The 19,522-nt window shown below is 61.0% G+C and carries 16 protein-coding genes; 10 read left to right on the top strand and 6 right to left on the bottom strand.

The genetic code is table 11. The features are described from left to right. The first annotated feature begins 38 nt into the window (after positions 1–38). Both G9X68_RS14480 and G9X68_RS14475 read left to right on the top strand, forming a co-directional pair. Complete coding sequence (locus G9X68_RS14480) at positions 39–1,526, top strand: right-handed parallel beta-helix repeat-containing protein (protein ID WP_171602932.1); 1,488 nt, start codon at positions 39–41, stop codon at positions 1,524–1,526. Positions 1,527–1,961: 435 nt separating this feature from the next. Next, positions 1,962–3,455 (top strand): right-handed parallel beta-helix repeat-containing protein, encoded by a 1,494-nt coding sequence (locus G9X68_RS14475; RefSeq protein ID WP_171602931.1) that lies wholly within the window; start codon positions 1,962–1,964, stop codon positions 3,453–3,455. A gap of 63 nt (positions 3,456–3,518) precedes the next feature. Here the strand turns inward: G9X68_RS14475 and G9X68_RS14470 are convergent, their stop codons facing one another. The 3 genes from G9X68_RS14470 to G9X68_RS14460 all read right to left on the bottom strand — a co-directional run bounded on the left by G9X68_RS14470 (position 3,519) and on the right by G9X68_RS14460 (position 5,125). After that, positions 3,519–3,800 (bottom strand): nodulation protein, encoded by a 282-nt coding sequence (locus tag G9X68_RS14470; RefSeq protein ID WP_171602930.1) that lies wholly within the window; start codon positions 3,798–3,800, stop codon positions 3,519–3,521. Positions 3,801–3,935: 135 nt separating this feature from the next. Beyond that, positions 3,936–4,580 carry an NrsF family protein gene (locus G9X68_RS14465; RefSeq protein ID WP_171602929.1) on the bottom strand — a complete coding sequence of 215 codons (645 nt, stop codon included), beginning with the start codon at positions 4,578–4,580 and terminating at the stop codon, positions 3,936–3,938. Then, positions 4,577–5,125 carry a sigma-70 family RNA polymerase sigma factor gene (locus tag G9X68_RS14460; protein WP_168313114.1) on the bottom strand — a complete coding sequence of 183 codons (549 nt, stop codon included), beginning with the start codon at positions 5,123–5,125 and terminating at the stop codon, positions 4,577–4,579. The genes G9X68_RS14465 and G9X68_RS14460 overlap by 4 nt, the downstream gene beginning before the upstream one ends. A gap of 234 nt (positions 5,126–5,359) precedes the next feature. Here G9X68_RS14460 and G9X68_RS14455 point away from each other — a divergent pair, with 234 nt between their 5' ends. The 3 genes from G9X68_RS14455 to G9X68_RS14445 all read left to right on the top strand — a co-directional run bounded on the left by G9X68_RS14455 (position 5,360) and on the right by G9X68_RS14445 (position 7,331). Beyond that, positions 5,360–5,629 carry a pentapeptide MXKDX repeat protein gene (locus G9X68_RS14455; RefSeq protein ID WP_018485766.1) on the top strand — a complete coding sequence of 90 codons (270 nt, stop codon included), beginning with the start codon at positions 5,360–5,362 and terminating at the stop codon, positions 5,627–5,629. An 86-nt stretch (positions 5,630–5,715) separates the two neighbouring features. Continuing rightward, positions 5,716–6,558: a cytochrome b/b6 domain-containing protein gene (locus G9X68_RS14450; protein ID WP_171602928.1), complete on the top strand. Its 843-nt coding sequence runs from the start codon at positions 5,716–5,718 to the stop codon at positions 6,556–6,558. Next, positions 6,555–7,331 carry a molybdopterin-binding protein gene (locus G9X68_RS14445; RefSeq protein WP_011652532.1) on the top strand — a complete coding sequence of 259 codons (777 nt, stop codon included), beginning with the start codon at positions 6,555–6,557 and terminating at the stop codon, positions 7,329–7,331. The genes G9X68_RS14450 and G9X68_RS14445 overlap by 4 nt, the downstream gene beginning before the upstream one ends. Positions 7,332–7,428: 97 nt before the next feature. Here the strand turns inward: G9X68_RS14445 and G9X68_RS14440 are convergent, their stop codons facing one another. Next, entirely contained in the window at positions 7,429–8,205 is a 777-nt protein-coding gene (locus tag G9X68_RS14440; protein WP_171602927.1) for a dioxygenase family protein, read from the bottom strand. Between the two features lie 340 nt (positions 8,206–8,545). On the opposite strand from G9X68_RS14440, the gene G9X68_RS14435 reads away from it, so the two are divergent. Beyond that, positions 8,546–10,129 carry a Na+/H+ antiporter gene (locus G9X68_RS14435; RefSeq protein WP_171602926.1) on the top strand — a complete coding sequence of 528 codons (1,584 nt, stop codon included), beginning with the start codon at positions 8,546–8,548 and terminating at the stop codon, positions 10,127–10,129. A gap of 66 nt (positions 10,130–10,195) precedes the next feature. On the opposite strand, the gene G9X68_RS14430 is transcribed toward G9X68_RS14435, so the two are convergent. After that, positions 10,196–13,084, bottom strand: coding sequence for an ATP-binding protein (locus tag G9X68_RS14430; RefSeq protein ID WP_171602925.1), 2,889 nt, complete (start codon positions 13,082–13,084; stop codon positions 10,196–10,198). 343 nt (positions 13,085–13,427) lie between these two features. Between G9X68_RS14430 and G9X68_RS14425 the strand changes: the two genes are divergently transcribed. The 3 genes from G9X68_RS14425 to G9X68_RS14415 all read left to right on the top strand — a co-directional run bounded on the left by G9X68_RS14425 (position 13,428) and on the right by G9X68_RS14415 (position 15,703). After that, on the top strand, positions 13,428–14,228 hold the full coding sequence (locus G9X68_RS14425; protein WP_171602924.1) for a type 1 glutamine amidotransferase domain-containing protein: 801 nt from the start codon (positions 13,428–13,430) through the stop codon (positions 14,226–14,228). A 47-nt stretch (positions 14,229–14,275) separates the two neighbouring features. Then, a complete protein-coding gene (locus tag G9X68_RS14420; RefSeq protein ID WP_171602923.1) occupies positions 14,276–14,584 on the top strand; it encodes a putative quinol monooxygenase in 309 nt (102 codons plus the stop codon). A 66-nt stretch (positions 14,585–14,650) separates the two neighbouring features. Continuing rightward, positions 14,651–15,703 carry an NAD(P)-dependent alcohol dehydrogenase gene (locus G9X68_RS14415; protein ID WP_171602922.1) on the top strand — a complete coding sequence of 351 codons (1,053 nt, stop codon included), beginning with the start codon at positions 14,651–14,653 and terminating at the stop codon, positions 15,701–15,703. A gap of 182 nt (positions 15,704–15,885) precedes the next feature. Here G9X68_RS14415 and G9X68_RS14410 read toward each other — a convergent pair whose 3' ends face one another. Continuing rightward, positions 15,886–17,787: a potassium transporter Kup gene (locus G9X68_RS14410; protein WP_171602921.1), complete on the bottom strand. Its 1,902-nt coding sequence runs from the start codon at positions 17,785–17,787 to the stop codon at positions 15,886–15,888. A 338-nt stretch (positions 17,788–18,125) separates the two neighbouring features. Between G9X68_RS14410 and tyrS the strand changes: the two genes are divergently transcribed. Continuing rightward, positions 18,126–19,418 (top strand): tyrosine--tRNA ligase, encoded by a 1,293-nt coding sequence (tyrS, locus tag G9X68_RS14405; RefSeq protein ID WP_206679704.1) that lies wholly within the window; start codon positions 18,126–18,128, stop codon positions 19,416–19,418. Positions 19,419–19,522: the final 104 nt, after the last annotated feature.

Here is a 19,522-nt window from a genome sequence, read left to right as displayed (position 1 = left end):
GCGACATAGCGATCCGACGAACAGGGCAACATGGCGATATGACAGTCTACTATGTGAACTCAGCAACTGGCTCCGACCGCAACAGCGGAACGGGCCAGAAATCGGCTTTTGAGACTTTGTCCAAAGTGGAATCCTTGAAGCTGAAACCCGGCGACAGCGTGCTCCTTGCCAAGGGGAGCGTGTTCAACGAGCAGTTCGATATCAAATATTCCGGCAGCGAGAGTGCGCCGATCAAGATTGGCAGTTACGGGACGGGTGCGGCACCCGTCATCCACAGCAGTGGCGACGGCATCCACAGTCTCTATGCCTCGAACATCGTCATCGAGAACCTGAAGATATCGAATACCGGCGGTGCGGGCATCTATGGCGGCAGTGTCACGAACTGGACGGTCCGCGACGTCGAGATCGCCAAGACGGGATTGTCGGAAAACGCAGGCGCCGTCACCTTCCGGAGCAGCAAGAACGTCACGGTCGAAGACAGCAAGATATCGGGCGTCAAGGGCGACGGCTTCTGGATCGAGAAGGTCGCCGGCGTCAAGCTTCTCAACAACACCGTGACCAGCGCGAATGGTTCGACGGCCGATGCCGTGCAAGTGAACGACAGCAGCAATATTCTAATCAAGGGCAATCATCTCGACCAGACGCATGCCAGCAGCCCCAAGGGCGTGATCGCGCTGGTGCGGGACACGAATGTCGTGGTTGAGGACAATGTGCTCACCGGCGGCGGCTTCGGCATCAGCGCGCAAGCGGGCAAGAACGTCGCCATCCGCGACAACGACATATCCGGATACCACGGTTACAGCTGGTCCTTCGCCGTCGGTCTCGGCGACCAGGGCAATGCGCGGGACTATGATATTTCAGGGAACCATATTCATGACGGCGCATGGGGCGTTTCCGTCAGTGCCCCCAGCGGCACCAGCTATACCCGCACGAATATCAAGGTCCACGATAACGTCTTCGACGACCTCTCGCAGGCGGCGCTGAAGGTCGACAGGCCGGCATCCGGCTCCTTCTACAACAATACGATCGAGACCGGCACCAAGGCCACCAGCATATCGCCGGCCATTGCCGACGCGCATACCTTCACGGTCAAAGGCAACCATACGGTCGCGAATGTCGAGACGGCGCTGGCAAGCCCGGTTGCGAAGACTGCGGCAGTGATGGAGGCCTCCGCGGATCCGGCGGTTGTCGCCGTCCATGACAATTTGAAGATCTTTACCGATACGGGCGACGCCCATCGCGGCAATCTCCTCGAAAACGACAGCTCGGATAACGACACTCTGGTGCTTCGGCGCTTCGGGGAGGAAACCGTCGGCAAGCACGGCCTGACGCTGACCGGGGAATATGGTGAGATCCACGTGGATCGGGAAGGCAACTATGCCTACACGCTCGATGAAACGAAGCTCCCTGACCATAGCGGACATGTGAGCGAGTCGTTCAGCTACGGGATCAACGATGGAACCTCCCATCATAGCGACGGGGATACGCTGACCGTCTTCATCCATCTGGATGGCTTGCTGAGCTGAGGTGAGTGTGCCGGGAGCCGGCGCTATGCCGGGAGGCGTTCCTTCCGGGGAAGCGTTGCTCTCGCCATCAAATGGCTCCGCAGTGTCCCTCATCCGGCTGTCGCCGGGTGAGGGTAAGGGGCTGCAATACGGCCTCAACCTTTCCGGCTTGCGACTGACCTGAAACAGGACGTCTCACCTCTGCGACGAGGTGTACGATTATCGTTCATTCACCTTTCGGTCGTTATTTAGTAGATTGTTTTCGTATAAGTTGTCATTTGCAGGATACCGCCTCCGCCAGGCGTTCTCGGGACCAAGGCAGGCCCACAGGGTCTGCCAACCGTCGTGAGGGCAATATCGAAGGCCTTTTGACTTGGCCTTTAGCCCCGACCGCATCCGATCCACGCGTCGCAGCCGATTCAGACGGCTGCGCGGGCAATTCGAGAACAAGGCGATATGGCAATCTATTATGTGAATCCAGCGACAGGCTCCAACAGCAACAACGGAACGAGCGAAGACACGCCGTTTGCATCGTTCTGGGCAGTGGAAAACTTGAAGCTGCAGCCGGGCGACAGCGTGCTGCTTGCCGCCGGCAGCGTTTTCAACGATCAGCTTGACCTTAAATACTCCGGCAGCGTTGCGGCTCCGATTACGATCGGCAGTTATGGTGTCGGCGCGGCGCCGGTCATCCATAGCCCCAACGACGGCATCCACAGCCTGTATGCATCGAACATCGTCATCGAGAACATCAAGATTTCCGACACTGGCGGCGCGGCCATCTATGGCGGCAGTGTTTCGAACTGGACGGTCCGCAACGTCGAGGTCGATCACACCGGACTGGCGGGCAAGTCAGGTTCCATCACCTTCCGGACCGGCTCGAACATCACCATCGAAAACAGCACGATCAACGACGTGAACGGCGACGGCGTCTGGATCGAAAAAGTCAACGGCGTCAATTTTCTCAACAACACCGTCACCAATGCCCACGGCACCGCGGCCGATGCCGTCCAGATGAACGACTGCAGCAATATCGTGATCAGCGGCAATTACCTCGACCAGACGGGCGCCGCTACGCCGAAGGGCGTGCTGGCGCTCATCCGCATAGCGAATGCCGTGGTCGAGGACAATGCACTGGTTGGCGGCGGCTTCGGGATCAGCGCGCAAGCGGGCACGAACATCGCCATCCACGACAACGATATATCGGGGTATGGCGGGTACAGCTGGTCCTACGCCATCGGTCTCGGCGACCAGGGCAACACGAGGGACTACGACATTTCAGGCAATTACATCCACGATGGTGTATGGGGCGTGGCGGTCAGCGCCTCCGGCACGACCAGTTACGTTCGCGAGGGTATCGAGATCCACAACAACGTCTTCGACGACCTGACGCAGGCAGCGCTGAAGGTTGACAGGCCGGCATCCGGCTCCTTCCACGACAATGTCATCGCCAGCGATGTCAAGCCCTACAGCATATCTCCCGCCATCATCGCCGCGAACACCTTCCCCGTCAGCAACAACACGACGCTCGACGAGGCCCAGGCGACGATGCTTGCGAGCAGCGATAGTCTCGCCGTCGGCGATACGACGCACACGGACACGGCGCCTGCGCTTGTCGCAACCCATGACAGCCTGAAAATTTCCTCCGATCTGGATGGCGCCCATTACGGCAATCTCCTCGAAAACGACAGCTCGGCCAATGGAACCCTGCTGCTTCGCCGCTTCGAGGGCGAATTCGTCGACAAGGACGGCGTGACGCTGACCGGCCAATACGGCACCATCCATATCGACGGTGATGGTGACTATAGCTATACGGCCGACGCGGCAAAGCTCGCCGGGCTTAGCGGAGAGGTGAGCGAGTCCTTCCACTACAAGATCTCCGATGGGACTTCGCTGCATTTCGACACGGATACGCTGAGCATCTCCATCCATGTGGATGACCTGGCGAGCTGACAGGGATGCCGGCAGTAAATGGCGTTGCATCATCGCGGGCCCTTCCGCCCAGCACTTGCGAAGTCATTGATCGCCGAGCAGGATCCTGATGACGTCGACCTCGATTTCCGCGCAAATGATCTCATATTCGGTGATGATTGCGGGATCGGCCGATCTATCCCGGCGCATGCGATCGAGGACGGCGCAGGCTTCGCCGTAGGCGCCGCACAATTCATAAAAATGGGGTTGGCTCGCCGCAACTGCTCTGATCGTTGCCCGCGTCGCAGGCAGCCTCATCATCAGCCTGGCCAGCCCCTGTTCCGCGACCTGCCGGGTGAGGTGGGCTACGCCTTCTTTCCTGACCATGCCGTCATTCCTCGCTGCCTGTGTTTTCCGATCCAGGGGTACGCAAGACTCATCCCCTGACTAGTACGCAGGAATGCTGCATCTGGTTTCATGCCGGATGAAGGAATAGTGGCGCAGTGCCGTAAACAGCCGGTGCTACCAGCGCAGGAGGCGGGGGCCGAGCAGCGCGCCGATTGCGCCGGTCAAGAGGATGCCAAGCGAATACCAGAGGGTGACGAAGGGCAGGCCGTTTTCCGTGCAGAACCAGGAATAGACCCAGGCGCCGGATGCGCCGGCGGCAATGCCGGCGATGAAGCCTGTGATGCCGAGGTTGCTCGGGGCGCCGCCACGGAGAACCCAGGTATTTGCGATCAGGATCGGCATGGCAAAGGCAAAGATCAGCAGCGGGCAATGCAAGGCGGAGGAGCCGAGCACCAGCATGGGGTAGCTTGCGGCCGGCGACAGAGCGAGTTGAATGACCGCCATGACGGCGAGGGCGAGTATGATGGCTGCGGCAATCCCGAAAAAGCGGCCCTCCGAGCCATCCGGCCGGGACAGGCGGTAAACGGCCGCGAAGGCGGCGATTGCAAGCAAGGCATTGTAGGCGGACTTGATCCAGAAGACCGGCAGCATCAGCGCCTGCGCCATATCGGTGCGAAGGCCGAGGACGATAATCATCAGTAGCAGCGAGACTGCCAGAGCAGGCAGGATGGCGAGCGCGAAGCGGCGTTCGAGCGCATGCCTCGGCACCGGCTTCAGATCCCGGACAAGGCTGTCGATGACGTCCTCGGTCTCTCTCACATCCCACCTCGCAATCTTGCCGCCAGCGCCTTGATGCCCCTGTGAACGCCGACCTTGACCGCCGATTCCGACTGTCCGGTGCGGCTTGCCGTGTCGGCCACCGACTGCCCCTCGAGCTTGACCTGACGGATAAGCTCCTGCTGGTGCTGCGGCAGGCCGTTCAGCAGCCGTTCGACATCCATGCGCGCTGCAATCGCATCCTCCCTGAAGTCGTCTTCGATCTCCTCGTCCAGTTCCATTTCCGCCTTGTACCGGCCGCCATGCTTTCGGTGGTGGTCGATCAGCTTGTAGCGGGCAATCGAGAAGAACCACGCGGTGAACGGCCGCTCCCTGTCATAGGTCGCCCGGCGCGCATGCAGCGCCAGCAAGGTCTCCTGCACGAGATCTTCCGTGTCGGATTTCGCCGTGGCGCCGATCCGCCCGCCATAATAACCGACGAGCAGGGTTCGCAACGTCACGAGCAGACGCCGATAGGCTGCCTCGTCCCCGTCGAGGGAAAGAAGCATCAGCATCTTCAGTGCTTGTTCCGAATGGGCGCTCGTCATGTCGTCTGCAATATCATTCGGGTGGATGACGCTTTCGTTACAGGCGGGTTCAAAAAACTTCTGCCGGCAATTCAAAGTTTACAGCGTCACTTGCGCGTCTCCAAAAGCCGCGCGGCGCTGTAGCGCTATCACATAAGCGTGAGGCTGTAACCGCCTTCGCAAAGCGATCGAATTCAGGACTGTGAGCCGTCGGCGGGTGCCGGCGGACATGTCAATCGATCCGAGGAGACCCTCATGACCAAGATCCTTTCCAGCCTTGCCGCCTGCACCTTCGTCATCGGCCTGTCGCTTGCCGGCGCCGCCAGCGCCCAAAGCAGCGATGCCATGAAGAAAGACAGCATGAAGACCGACACGATGTCGAAGGATGCGATGTCCAAGGATGCGATGTCTAAGGACGCAATGGCGACCGGCAGCACCAAGGCCGACTGCATGCACAATGCCGGCATGGAGAAGGACACGATGAAGAAGGACACGATGATGAAGGCCTGCGACGCGATGAAATAAGCTTCCGCCGCGGCCGCTGAAACTATTTGGCCGGCGGCCGCGTCCTTTCTCGCGAAGACCTTTCACGCCGATCCGGAGGAACTACAATGGCCACGACTGATGCCGGCATGGCGAGCGGACGCACGCTCTTCTACCGCCATGGCCTGCTGGTGCGCCTGTCGCACTGGGTAAACGTGCTGTGCATGACGGTGCTGCTATACAGCGGCCTGCAGATATTCAACGCCCATCCGGCGCTCTATTGGGGCCAGTACGGCGCCGACAACGATCCTTCCTTCATTTCCATGGAGGCGGAACAGGAAGGCGATGCGCTGAAGGGTGTGACGCACTTGGGCGGATTGAGCTTCGATACGACGGGCATTCTCGGGGTTTCGAATGTCGACGGCGAGGCTGCGGTGCGCGGTTTTCCGAACTGGCTGACCTTGCCGAGCTACCAGGATCTGGCATCGGGCCGGCGCTGGCATTTCTTCTTTGCCTGGCTGTTCGTCATCAACGGCTTCATCTATCTCGCCTATGGTTTCGTCAGCCGGCATTTCCGCCGCGATCTGCTGCCGGCGGCCGAAGAGCTGAAGCCTTCGCATCTCGGCCATGAGATCGTCAGCCACGCCCGGCTGCGCTTTCCCAAAGGGGCCGAGGCCCGCCACTACAATACGCTGCAGAAACTCGCCTATGTCGCCGTGATCTTCGTGCTGCTGCCGCTGATGATCGGAACGGGGCTTACCATGTCGCCGGGCTTCAACGCGGTCGCGCCCTGGCTGCTCGATCTGTTTGGCGGCCGGCAATCGGCCCGCACGCTGCATTTCCTGACCGCCTTCTCGCTCGTCGCCTTCGTCGCCGTGCATGTGGCGATGGTGCTCGTCTCGGGCGTGTTCAACAATTTGCGTTCGATGATCACCGGCTATTACGACATCGGGCAGGGAGGAAAGTCATGAGCCGCATCATCACCAGGCGTCGCTTCCTGATCGGCGCGACCATGACGGCATCGGCGCTGGGGCTCGCCGGCTGCGATGCCCTCGTCGAAAACGATCGGACGAAATCGGTGTTGAAGATCGCCGAAGGCCTCAGCATGAAGACGCAGCGCTTCCTGCTCGGTGACGACGCGCTCGCCCGTGAATTCACCGAAGCCGATATCTCGCCGACCTTCCGCGCCAATGGCACGAGCATGCCCGACAATGCCCGCTATATCGACTGGATGAACCAGCGGTTTTCGGGCTGGAAACTCGAGGTCGGCGGGCTGGTCGACAAGCCGATGCAATTGTCGCTGGCGGAGCTGAAAGCCCTGCCGGCTCGCACGCAGATCACAAGGCATGACTGCGTCGAGGGCTGGAGCGCGATCGGCAAATGGACCGGCGTGCCGCTCGGCGCGCTGCTGCAGGCGGCGGGCCTGAAACCCGAAGCCCGCTACATTGTCTTCCACTGCGCCGACGAATATGAAAAGACGCTCGACGGCAGCGGTTGGTATTACGAAAGCATCGATCTCGTCGATGCGTTTCACCCCCAGACGATCCTTGCCCACACCATGAACGGCCGCGATCTCGAAGTCGCCCATGGCGCGCCTCTGAGGCTCCGGGTCGAGCGCCAGCTCGGCTACAAGCAGGCAAAATACCTGACCGGCATCGAAGCCGTCGCCGATCTCGGCCAGCTCTACGGCGGCAATGGCGGCTTCTGGGAGGATCGCGGTTATGAATGGTATGCGGGCATATAGTCCCAACCGACATGCCGACTGACGCTTTCCTCGTGTCGGGTTCCACGGCCGGAGAGGTCGTCGTGATCGAGGGTGCGCAGCCCGGCCGCTGCCGCGCTCAGGCAGAGAGGCCGATGGTGATGGTGGCGGACAGCACGCCGCTATCGAGCTTTTCGAAATCGAACATGTGGTCGGCCGCATCCTCCGGGATGAGGCCGTCCTCGTCGTTGCGCGTATCGCGGGCAGGGCGTCCGAGATAGTCGGGATGCTCGCCGTAGATGATATCGCTCAGCACATCGTCGAAATAGATCTGGCTGACGAGAAGCTCCTTGCCGTCGACGAGGATGCGGCAATGAACATGCGGCGTGCGGCCTTTGTACCATCCCGGATAGGCCGTCAAAAAGCTTGCCTGCCCCTTGGTATTCGTCAGCTGGCGGCCGCGGAAAGCGAGTCCGCTGACCGCCTCGGCATCGCCGAAGGTGCACATCTCAGCAGCCTCGCGGCCGGAATAGATGCCGCGACGATCGGTATGCCAGATTTCGATATCGGCATTTTCGATCGGCCGGCAGTCGGCGGCGTGGACGAGCCGAACGGCCAACCGCAAAGGCAGCCCGGCCTTTCCTTCCGAGACGTCCTGACGGGCAGGAGTATTGTTGACATGGCAGGGGCCAAGGGTCTGGGCGATGGTCACGACGCAATTCGGACTGCCGCGGAAGAGCGGCTCGGGCAGCTTTTCCAGGGTCACCGCCTTTGTGCCGCCGGTCAGGAAATCCGTTCCCTTCCAGTCGAAAGTTTTGGCCGCAACAACGACATGCCGCCGCGGCCAGACCGCCACCGCAGCCACGGATGATGCGACAATGGCCGCACCTCCAAGCACAAGTGTCCGCCTCTTCATCTGTCTTCCTTTGCCTCAAGACGCAGGATTTAAGGAGGATGCGCAGAAAATTCCAATTAGATCCACGCCATGATCGGCGGCAACGAGATCATCTGCATCTAATGCCGTCGAGACGGCAGGTGGGTCTCGAACGGCCACTACTGTTTGCAGCCGGATTGACGGGAAAGCGTATTCTGACGATGTTTGCAAATGGACGGTTGCTCCGAGGCGCCCATTGGGTTCCTGTCGCGTAAAAGATGCTGTAAAGCATTGAATTTCCTGATAGTTCTATCTTGCATCGATTCCGCTTTTAGCTATGCAGTAGGCATCAAGATTCATTTCCGAGCCAGGGCACAGGCGTATGGAACCAACCCACTTATTCGAGCTCGTCATCGCGATGTTTCTTGCGATCATCGCGCTGCACTATGCCGCCCACAGGCTCGGGCTGCCGCCGTCCGTCGCGCTGCTGACCGGTGGCGCCTTGCTGGCGTTTGTACCCGGGTTGCCGGCGATATCAGTCGATCCGGAACTGGTGCTGGTCATCTTCCTGCCGCCGCTCCTGATGGACGGCGCCTGGGCCATCGCGCTGGCGCGGTTACGGCGCCATATGATCGGCATCGCCTCGCTGGCCGTCGGTGCTGTGTTGTTCACCTGCGCGGTGGTGGCTGTCGTGGCCCATCTTATCTTTCCATCGCTTCCCTGGGCAGCCTGCGCGGCGCTTGGCGCGATTGTTGCACCCCCGGACGCGGTCTCGGCGCGCGCCGTGCTCGAGCGAGTCAGGCTGCCGCGGCGGCTGCAGATTCTTTTGGAAGGCGAGAGCCTGCTCAACGATGCGAGCGGCCTGGTTCTTTTCCGTTTTGCCGTTGCCGCCGCCGCAACCGGAGCCTTCAGCGCAGGGGAGGCGATCGCCAGCTTCTTCGTGCTGGCGCTCGGCGGCGCCGTCGTCGGCGTCGTTGTGGGAACGGCATGGGTCAAGCTCATTCGGCGTCTCGGTGACGAATATCTGATCATCGCAGCCACGGTGCTGCTCGGCTGGATTTCCTATCTGCTCGGAGAGCTGCTGCATGTTTCCGGCGTCATCGCCACCGTCACCACCGGCCTGATCGCGTCCTGGCACCAGCACACCGTATTTTCAGCCGCAACGCGCATGCGCGGCACGTCGTTCTGGACCGTGATGATCTTCCTGATGGAAGCTTCGGTTTTCACCCTGATCGGCCTCTCGCTGCGGGATGTGCTCGAACGCGGCGGCGGCTTGACCACGGTGATCGCGACGATGGGGCTGCCGATGCTGGCGATCCTTGTCACACTCGTGGTCGCGCGCTTTGCCTGGGTCTTCGCCTCCGATCTCGTCATCAGGTTTTGTGCAGTCCTGGGGGTGACGCGAGCTCAGCCGCTTGGCGCTGGCGGCGCGACGGTTCTCAGCTGGGCAGGCGTGCGCGGCGTGATCACGCTCGCTCTGGCGCTCAGCCTGCCGGAGGGGTTCCCGGGCCGTGACTTCATCCTCGCCACATCCTTCGCCGTCATTCTCGGAACCGTGCTCGTGCAGGGCACGACATTGGGGCGGGTGATTGCCTGGGCGCGGCTGGTGGAGACGGAGACGGAAAGAGCGCGCCTCACAATGAGCCAAGCCGAAGCCGCCATGGCACAGGTGCAGCTCGGGATCGTCCAAAACCTGGCATATGACGCAGAGGGAACGCTCATCCACCCGCAATTGCTGGAGCGCTACCAGCGCAGGGCGACAGCGATCGTCGATTATGCCGAGAGAACCGAGCATTACGTGCCGGTGCTCCATGCTCATTTCGACGTCGTTCTCGAAGCGGTTGCATCAGGGCGCCGCGAACTCATTCGTCTCCATCGCGCCGGCGACATCGACGACGAGACGTTAGACGAGCTGGAACGGGATCTCGATCTCGAGGAGCTGAGCGCGATCTCGGCCAAGGCGTGACTTCACGGTCCGCTTTCATGGCGATCGGCGGTCAGGCCCGTCCGTCACGATACTCACTGCGGTGGGTCACTCATGGCTGCTTTGGCGGGTGTTTCCGTCTTCGGCAACGATGGTTGCCTCAACATGAATCCAACCCAGTTGCTCCAGCAGTTTGCGCGAATTCCTGAGATCGCCGGAATTGAATCCATCCGTGAACTGACCATAAACAGGTTCGAGAACCCGCCTGGCCTCGGCCGGCGCGCCTTTGTCATGCAGCAGTGATGCGAGATCATGGGCCGCACGCAGTTTCCAGGCGAGGCAACCGATCTCGCCGGCGGCCTGCAAGGATTGCCGCAGCGTGGCCATCGCATCGTCGTCGCATCCGTATGCCCGCTCGGTCGCCGCCCGGAGGCGCAGAATCTCGGGCAGGATCCACCGTTCCGGATAAACCTGAAAAACATGATCGATCGTGCGCGTGGCGTCGTCCCATTGGCCGATTGCAACCATCGCATTGGCGAGCATCGCATAGTAACTGTGATGACCGACCTGAAATGAGCCTCTCCTGAGATTGTCGAAGGCGGCCCGTAAGCCTTCGGATGAAGGGCTAGCACCGGTCAGAGCGTCGATGGACGCGCTGTAGCAATCCGCTATCGGAATCCACGCCGCCATGCCGTGACGATCGATGGTGTTCTTGAGATGGTCCGTATAAAATCTTGCCATCGCATAGTCATGGCATTCGTGCATCGTCCATATGATGCCGCGCGCAAGAGCATGCGTGAGAGTCAGCCCGTGGCCGGTTTCCATTGCATCGCGCGCCGCTTTCTCGATGACGCGTAGGGCGCGTCCGGGCTTGCCGATGAGCCAGCAGAGCGCGCCTCGCTGGACTTCCATATTGGTCTTCTGATGGATGTGAAAGCGCGGCACGGCGCCTTCGGAATGATCTCGCATCTCCTCGCAAAGCTTCATCAGTCGTTGGTAACCCGCTTGGAATTTGCAGTCTAGGACGTCCCATACCGCGCGAAGCAGTTCCCGCTCCCACAGTGCAGGCCGGTCATTGGCGCGAATGGCGGCGTCCCGCATCGCCTGGAGTGTCTCCAGCACGGCACTTTGGTGGCCAGTCAGAACCGCAAAGGTCGACAGGGCTCCCAGGGCGCGGCATTCGGCGCTGGCATCCGCCGTCTCGCGAGCCAGCTGGATCGCTGTTTCGAATAAGGCAACGGTTTTTCCGGGATCGTCTGAGAGATAGGTGCTGACCGTCGCCAATCCCAAGACCAACGTCAGCTTCAACGCGGTATCGGCGCAGTCGATACGGTCGAACTCGATGAGCGCCCGTTCGCAATTCATGCGGGTCTCTTCTCCCAGAGACAGTTCGTGCCACAGGGGCAATCCTGCGGCGACGAGTTGAATGCCGAGCAGCGGATCGCCCGAGTGGTCAAGCGCCCAATCGAGCGCCTTGCGCAGATCGTCCGCCTGGCCGCCATAGCTCGCATGCCACTTGCGCGCGGGCATCGTCGCGTGCTCCGCGCCGGCGCGCATGAGGATTTCGAGCTGAAGGCGCGCGTGACTTGCCGATACCGCATCCAATTCTCCCTGACTGTCCAGCAGATCGCCGGCAAAGGCGCGCGTACTGTCCAGCAGGCGATGGCGGAGCTCACCGAATGTCTGATCGACGCTGAGCATCGACTTGGCGCTCAGGCCGGCAATGGCGTCGAACGTGGCGCTCGGCGCAAGGCCAAGATGCGCGACGACGCGAACCGCCGCGTCAGTGTCGAAGGAACCTGCAAAGATCGAGATCGCGCGAAGGACGGCGGCCTCGTCGCTGGTCAGCAGCGCGTAGCTCCACTCGAGCGTGACGAGGAGGGTCCGTTGCCGCAAGGGACCGCCGGGACTGTCCCGCCTCAGAGTGCGAAATCGATCATCGAGTTCCTCAAGTACGGTGCCGGCGCTGCGGCCGGCCAGCCTAGATGACACCAACTCGATCGCAAGTGGCGCGCCATCGAGCCGGCGGCAGATTTCGGCGATCGCCCGCGCGTCCTTGTCCTCGACACGATAGCCTGTCTTCTCGAACGCCCGTGCGGCCAGCAGCTGGGGCGCAGAGTATAGCAAGACGTCCCGGGCCGTGTCTGCGTGATCAGCAGGTGGGACTTCCAAGGGGGCGAGCCATACGACCTTCTCGCCGCGTGCGCGCAACACCTGGCGGCTGGTTGCCAGGATCCGGATGTCAGGCGTTTGCGCTAGCACGACGTCGCAGATATGCGCCACGGCATTGAGGACGTGCTCGCAGGTGTCGAGGAGGAGCACAGCCTTCCGCCGGGCCAGGATCGACACGATCGCCTGAAGCCTGTCGTCGCCGTTCGAACTTACCCCCAGGGCTGCGGCCAGTGACGAGGTCACGAATTCCTCGCTCGCGACCCGGGCGAAATCGACGAAGGCCACGGAGCCGCCGCCCTCGTCCTCGAAGAGTTGAGCGACAGCGACGGCGACAGTCGTCTTTCCGATCCCGCCGGCGCCGACGATCGTCGTCAGGCGGTTATTGGCCAGCATCTCGCGCAGTTCCGCAATCTCTGCGTCGCGGCCAATGACCGTGCCAAGCTCGGGAAGCGGCGCACCTGCGGCCACAGGCAGATCCGTCTTGCCTCCGGTTTCCTCAGGCGGAGCGTCGGTGCCGAGCCAGTAACCCCGACCGACGACTGTGGTGAGATATTCGTGAGAAGGGGAGAATTCGCGGAGCGCACGCCTGAGATAAGCGACCGTTACCTTCAAATTGCTTTCGTGGACGAAAACATCGGGCCAGGCAGCCTCGAAGAGCTGTTCCTTCGTGACCAGCTCGCCCTTCTTCCGGGCAAGCGCCAGAAGAACATCCATGGCCCGGCCACCGAGATGGACTTCCTCACTCCTGCAGAACAGTTTGCGATGTCGTGCGTAAAGCCGGAACGGACCAAAATCCACGACCTCGTTTGGTTCCGCCGGTTCCATGTCAACAAACCGCTCCTGTCCTGCGGACTTCGCAGTGGTCGTGCAAAAGAGCTTGGTTGCGCCAAGTAAAGTCGTCCATCGAGCCGGATAACCCCCATCTCAGACAAGTGACCTACTAGCAACGCGAAGAGTCGGCATGCCGAAAGGCTGCTCATACTATCATTATCGCTGTTCGGTTACGAGCGCATGTCTGCCGGCCGACTTGCAACCCGCCCTCGGGACGCGTGGATTTCCGGAGTCTACGGAAATTAACCTCCTTTAACCGATGGCCGTTACCCCATTGGAGTAGAGTTGCATCGGCGGCGGCGTGGCGAATGGGTCGCTCCGCAGAGGAGGCAAACACATGACCAAGGGAACAGTGCTCGTCGTCGGTTCAAACGCCACCCAGATCGAGATCCAGGGCGGGGGTGCCGGACCGACGGGTCAATATCTGAACGAGACGGTCGTGCCCGCCATGGCGCTCGTTGAAGCCGGTTATGCCGTGGTGCTGGCCACGCCGAACGGCAGGAAGCCGCATATCGATGAAGTTTCGGATTCGGCCCAGCATTTCGGCGGCGACGAACAGGCCTATCAACGGGCTCGAACATTCTTTGCGCGGGACGCCTCGATGAATGAGGTGCGCACGCTGCGTTCGGTGCTCGAGGAAGGGCTGGAGAATTTCGCCGGGGTGTTCGTTCCCGGCGGCCAGGCGCCGGTCGTCGATCTCATGCAGGATGGCGAACTCGGCGAGATTCTACGGCACTTCCACGCGCTCAAAAAGCCCACGGCCTTCCTCTGCCACGGCCCGATCGCGTCGCTCGCGGCCCTGCCGAATGCCAAGCAATTTCGGGCTGCCTTGATCGCCGGTGACACGGCCAGGGCATCGGAACTGGGAAAAGGTTGGCAGTATGCCGGCTACAAGATGACAGTCTTTTCGGCCAGCGAGGAGAAGCCCATTGAGGAGAACATCCTTCACGGCAAGCTGTACTTCACGATGCCCGATGCGTTGCAGACTGCGGGCGGCCATGTAAGCACCACCCCGGTCGACTTCGAGCCTAATGTGATCGAGGACCGCGAGCTCATCACCGGCCAGAACCCGCGGTCCGACCATCCGCTCGCCGCGAAGCTCGTCGCAGCGCTCGATCGCGCGAAGGCGACCGTCTGAGCGTTCAGCGGCCTGCACCCGCGCGCAAAAGTCGAAGGACCTCGATCATGTCGGCGCATGTCAAGATCACCGCAATCCTCACTGCCCGGCCGGACAAGGCCGAAGGGCTGAAGGCGCTGCTCCTCGGGATGGCGCCGCATTGTCGGTCAGAACAGGGCAATCTGCGGTGGGATATCTGGCAGGACCAGTCACAGCCCAGCCGCTACGTCCTCGACGAACTCTACCGTGATACCGCCGCCGTCGCAGCGCATCGCGAGACCCCGCACTACAAGGACTATCGCGCGCGGATTGAGGATCTTGCAGACCGCTCTGCGTTGGTGCTGAGCCCGATCGAGGTTGAGGATTTGCGCCCGTAGCCCCGAGATCGGTACGCGTTCGTTGATGTCGGCTGCACGCCCCCAAAACAGCAAAGGAGAACGGATATGAAAGCGGCTCGCTTGCATGAACTTCACAAACCTCTCGTCCTCGAGGACATAGCGGTCCCCGACATTCAGCCCGATGAAATTCTCGTCAACGTCAAGGCCTGCGGCATGTGCCGGTCCGACGTGCAGCTCGTCGACGGCTATTTCCACAAATATGCCGATATTCCGCGGCCGATCACGCCAGGCCATGAGATCACCGGCGTCGTGCGCAAGATCGGCGGTGACGTGCCGAGGTCAGAGTTCAGGGAGGGCGAGCACGTCGTCGTCGCACCTGGATGGGGCGACGGCACCTGCCGTCATTGCCAGGTGGGCAATACGCATATTTGCGCGAACGTACGCTGGCCGGGCTTTGGTCTCTATGGCGGATTTGCGGAGTTTCTGCCGGTGCCGGCCCGCTATCTGATCAAGGTGGACAGAGGGCTGAAATTTGAGGAAATCGCGCCGCTCACCGATGCGGGCATGACACCTTATCGCGGTATCAAGAAACTCCGCGACGCCGGCGCGCTCGGCCCCGACCGGGTGCTCGGCATCTTCGGCATCGGCGGGCTCGGCGCTTATGCGGTGCAGTATGCCAGGCTGCTTGGAAGCGGCTCGACTGTCGTTGCCTTCGGCCGCAATCCCGAAAAGCTTGCCGTCGCCACGGAGGACGGTGCCGACCACGTCATCGGCATCAAGAACAAGACGCCTGCCGATGTTGCTGCGGAACTCAAAAAGGCGACGGGCCAGGATCATCTCGATGCCATCATCGACTGCACAGGTGCCCCTGAGGTGATACAGCTGGCAACCGGCCTGCTGGGGATCAGCGGCCACTATGTCGATGTCGGGCTGGTCGGCGACCGAATCGACATTCCGCTCTTCCCCCGGGTCTCTCGCGAGCAGACCATTCAAGGCTCGTTCTGGGGCAACAACAACGACCTCAGCGAGGTGATGACGCTGGCCGCCCAAGGCAAGATCCGCCACACGATCAAGACCTTCGGGTTCGAGCAGGTCAATGAGTATATCGACCGCCTGAGAGCGGGAGATATCGTGGGCAGGGCCGTCATGACATTCTGAGGTGCTCGCCCACGTTGGGTAGGGGTGCGGACGGAGCGCGCGGCGAGACACCTCAGCAAAGCGCATCCCTACGTCGATCGGGCCGTTTGGGAAGCCGATCCCGAGCGGGCTCCACAGTGCGAAGTTGATACCAAGTATAGGGATGAATTCCCTTGATGCTGGCTGCTCTTCGACATCATGCCCTAGATGGCAATCTGCTCGCCGAGTTCGACGACGCGGTTGGACGGCAGGTTGAAGTAATCGGAGGGATCGATCGCCAAGCCCTCCAGCGCCATGAATATGCGCTCCTGCCAGGCGGGCAAGCCGGTGTTCGGCGTTCTGACGAGGTTCCGGCGGCCGAGATAGAAGGAGGTCCTCATGATCTCGAACTTGAAGCCGCCCTCCCGGCAGAGAGCCAATGCTCTGGTGACATCGGGGTCGTCCATGAAGCCGAAGGTGATGTCGAGGCGCACGAAACGCGGCGAGAGCTGGCTGATCTTGATGCGGCGGCTGTCGGGGACATAAGGTTCGTCCTCGGTCCAGACGGTCAGGATGACGTTCTGTTCGTGGAGCACGTGGTTGTGCTTGAGATTGTGGAGCAGGACGTTCGGCGTCCGATCCGGCACGCTGGTCAGGAAGACAGCCGTTCCCGGAACGGTGACGGGGGAATGGTCCGACTTTCGCTCGATCGACCTGATGAAGGAATCGAGGGGGATCTCGTTGTTGGCCCGCAATCTCTTCAGATAGGCCTGGCCTCGGGTCCATGTCCACATCAGGATCATGATCGCCAGCGCAAGGGCGACTGGAACCCAGCCGCCATCGTGGATCTTCAAGAGGTTGGCCGCCAGGAACAGGACTTCGATGATGAAGAGGGGTAGCAGCAGGACGGCGGCGAGCACGAGGGAGTAGCCCCAGACGGCTCGGAGAAACTGGAAGACCAGCATGGTCGAGATGACCATGGTTCCGGTCACCGAGATGCCATAAGCCGTCGCCAAAGACTCGGAGTCACCGAAGGAAAAGATCAGCATCAAGACGCCGACCAGCAGGAGAAGATTGACGCTCGGCACGTAGATCTGGCCGGTGTTGGTTTCCGACGTGAACTTGATCCTGAGCCTCGGCAGGAAGCCGAGGTGAACCGCCGAGCGGGCCAGCGAAAATGCGCCTGTTATCACCGCCTGGCTGGCGATGATCGTTGCCATCGTCGCCAGAATAACCACCGGCAGCAAGGCCCAGTCGGGATACATCAGAAAGAACGGATTGGTGGCGGCTTCCGGATGGGCGAGAACGAGCGCGCCTTGGCCGAGATAGTTCAGGAGCAGTGCGGGAAAAACGAGCACGAACCATGCCATCTGGATCGGGCGGCGCCCGAAATGCCCGAGATCGGCATAGAGCGCTTCGGCGCCCGTGACCGTCAGAAAGACGGCGCCGAGCACGATGAGGCCGACGCTGCCGGCATGGGTGAGGAACAGGAATGCATTGATCGGATTGAGCGCGTCCAGAATCCTCCAATCGTCGCCGATATGGATCAGGCCGCCCGCCGCCATGGCCAGAAACCACAACACCGTTATCGGCCCGAAAAAGATCGAGACGGCGGCGGTTCCCTTCGACTGGACGGCAAAGAGAACGATCATGATCGCAGCCGATGCCAGCGGGACGTAATCGGCAAAGGCCGGCGTGACCAGTTTCAGGCCTTCCAGCGCCGACATGACCGACAAAGCAGGCGTGATCATCGCATCGCCGATGAAGAGTGCCGCTCCGATCAGGCCGGCGAAGAAGAGCACCGGTACGTTTCGCCCCATCTTCTTCATCAGGAGGGCGAGAAGCGAAAGCGTGCCGCCTTCGCCGTCATTGTCCGCCCTGAGAAGGAAGAGCACATATTTGAAGGTCACGATGATCGTCAGCGTCCAGACCATCAACGAAATGAGACCGATGACCTCGGCTTCGTGTACGCCATCGGCGGCAAAGGGCCTCAGCGCCTCGCGAAGGGCATAGAGCGGGCTGGTGCCGATATCGCCATAGACGACGCCGACCGCGCCGATGACCAGTCCGACAAAACCCTTCCGGCCGGCGCCATCCCCCGTCTTATCCATATGCGTCGACGTCATGGTTCCCCGCTCATGCCATTTGCCTATGAGCACAAACATATGCCGCATTGCGGAACGGCAAGCAAATTGATGCGGGTGCTAATTTTTTTATGACGGGCGGAGGCGGATCTGGGCGTGGGAAGGATGGCGTTGCGATCCGTTCAAACCTCGTTCGCATCCCCTTGTGATTCCGCTTTCGCATGGTAATAAGGATGCATGACCTGCGCCCGGACCCTTTCGAGCTTCTATTACACGCTGCTCCCATAGAGAGCGGCGCAAGGTCATATTCCTGACACTAGAGACGCCGCACGGTCGGCGGCACGTGTGTCAACAGAAGGTCTCCGGCCTCATCGGCCCAAATGGAGACCCTCGTGATACTATCCTCTCAGCCTACCGGACCTAGGTCCGACTTTCTTCGCACTTTGAGCGAGCGCGGCTTCCTGCATCAATGCACCGACTTAGGAGCACTCGACAGCTGGCTTTGTTCAGGAGCCGGCACCGCCTATAACGGGTTCGATCTCACCGCCGACAGCCTGCATGTCGGGCATCTCATTCCGATCATGATGCTTCGGTGGTTCCAGAAGACGGGTAACAAACCCATCGCTTTGCTCGGCGGTGCGACAAGCCGCCTGGGCGATCCGAGCTTGCGCGACACGTCACGCCCTTTTCTCAGCGAAGAGCAGATCATGAAAAACCTGATCAGCATCCGGTGCGTCTTCGAGCGGTTCCTCGCTTTCGGGGATGGCCCGGCCGATGCGGTGATGGTCAACAATGCCGATTGGTTGGGTGGGCTCAACTACCTCGACTTCCTGCGCGATGTCGGACCGCATTTTTCAGTCAACCGGATGCTCACATCGGAGAGCGTGCGCCAACGGTTGGAACGAGAGCAATCGCTGTCATTGCTGGAATTCAACTACCTGGTCATGCAAGCCTACGACTTTCATATGCTCGCAGAAAACCGCGGCTGCCTGCTTCAGCTTGGTGGGTCAGACCAATGGGGCAACATCGTCAGCGGCGTCGAATTTGGGCGGCGGATCGGGGGACGCGCTCTGTTTGGATTGACTGCTCCACTGCTGACGACACCGTCGGGCGCGAAGATGGGCAAGAGCGTTTCGGGGGCGGTTTGGCTGAACGCCGACCGGTTGTCGCCCTATGAGTTCTGGCAATTCTGGAGAAATACGGGGGATGCCGATGTGGGGCGTTTTCTCAGGCTGTTCACCGAGTTGCCCTTAAGTGAAATTGCCCGCCTTGAGGTGCTTCGGGATTCCGAGATCAACGAAGCAAAGAAGATACTTGCGGACCAGATCACCAGCTTGTGCCATGGGACAGATGCGGCAGCGCAAGCTTCCGAAACCGCCCGGCGCACCTTCGAAGCAGGCGAGGTGCCGGCTGGCCTCCCGACGGTCAGGCTCCCGGATAGCCGTCACAGCACCTTTCCGCTCGTCGACGCCATGGTCGTTGCCGGGCTTGCCAAGTCGAAAAGCGAAGCTCGTCGATTGATCGTCGGCGGCGGTGTGCGGGTGAACGGCGGCAGTGTAAACGACGAAGCAACGCAGCTTGGTCACTTCGACGTTCAGGATGGTGTCATCCGGCTGTCCGTCGGCAAGAAGCGACACGTCCTCCTTCAATCGGCAGTGGCGCCACCATGCTGACAGGGGCTGTCAGCATGGGTGGTCGACGATGCGGGAACCGCGGGTTTCCGAGCCAGTCGCCATTTCGTCGGAATGTCCAGCTATCCCACTGGGGATAGTTGGAC

The sequence above is a fragment of the Rhizobium changzhiense genome, assembly GCF_013087625.1.
Lineage (GTDB): Bacteria > Pseudomonadota > Alphaproteobacteria > Rhizobiales > Rhizobiaceae > Rhizobium > Rhizobium sophorae.
Note: the sequence above shows the minus strand (reverse complement) of the source record. Positions and strands in the feature narration are given on the sequence as shown.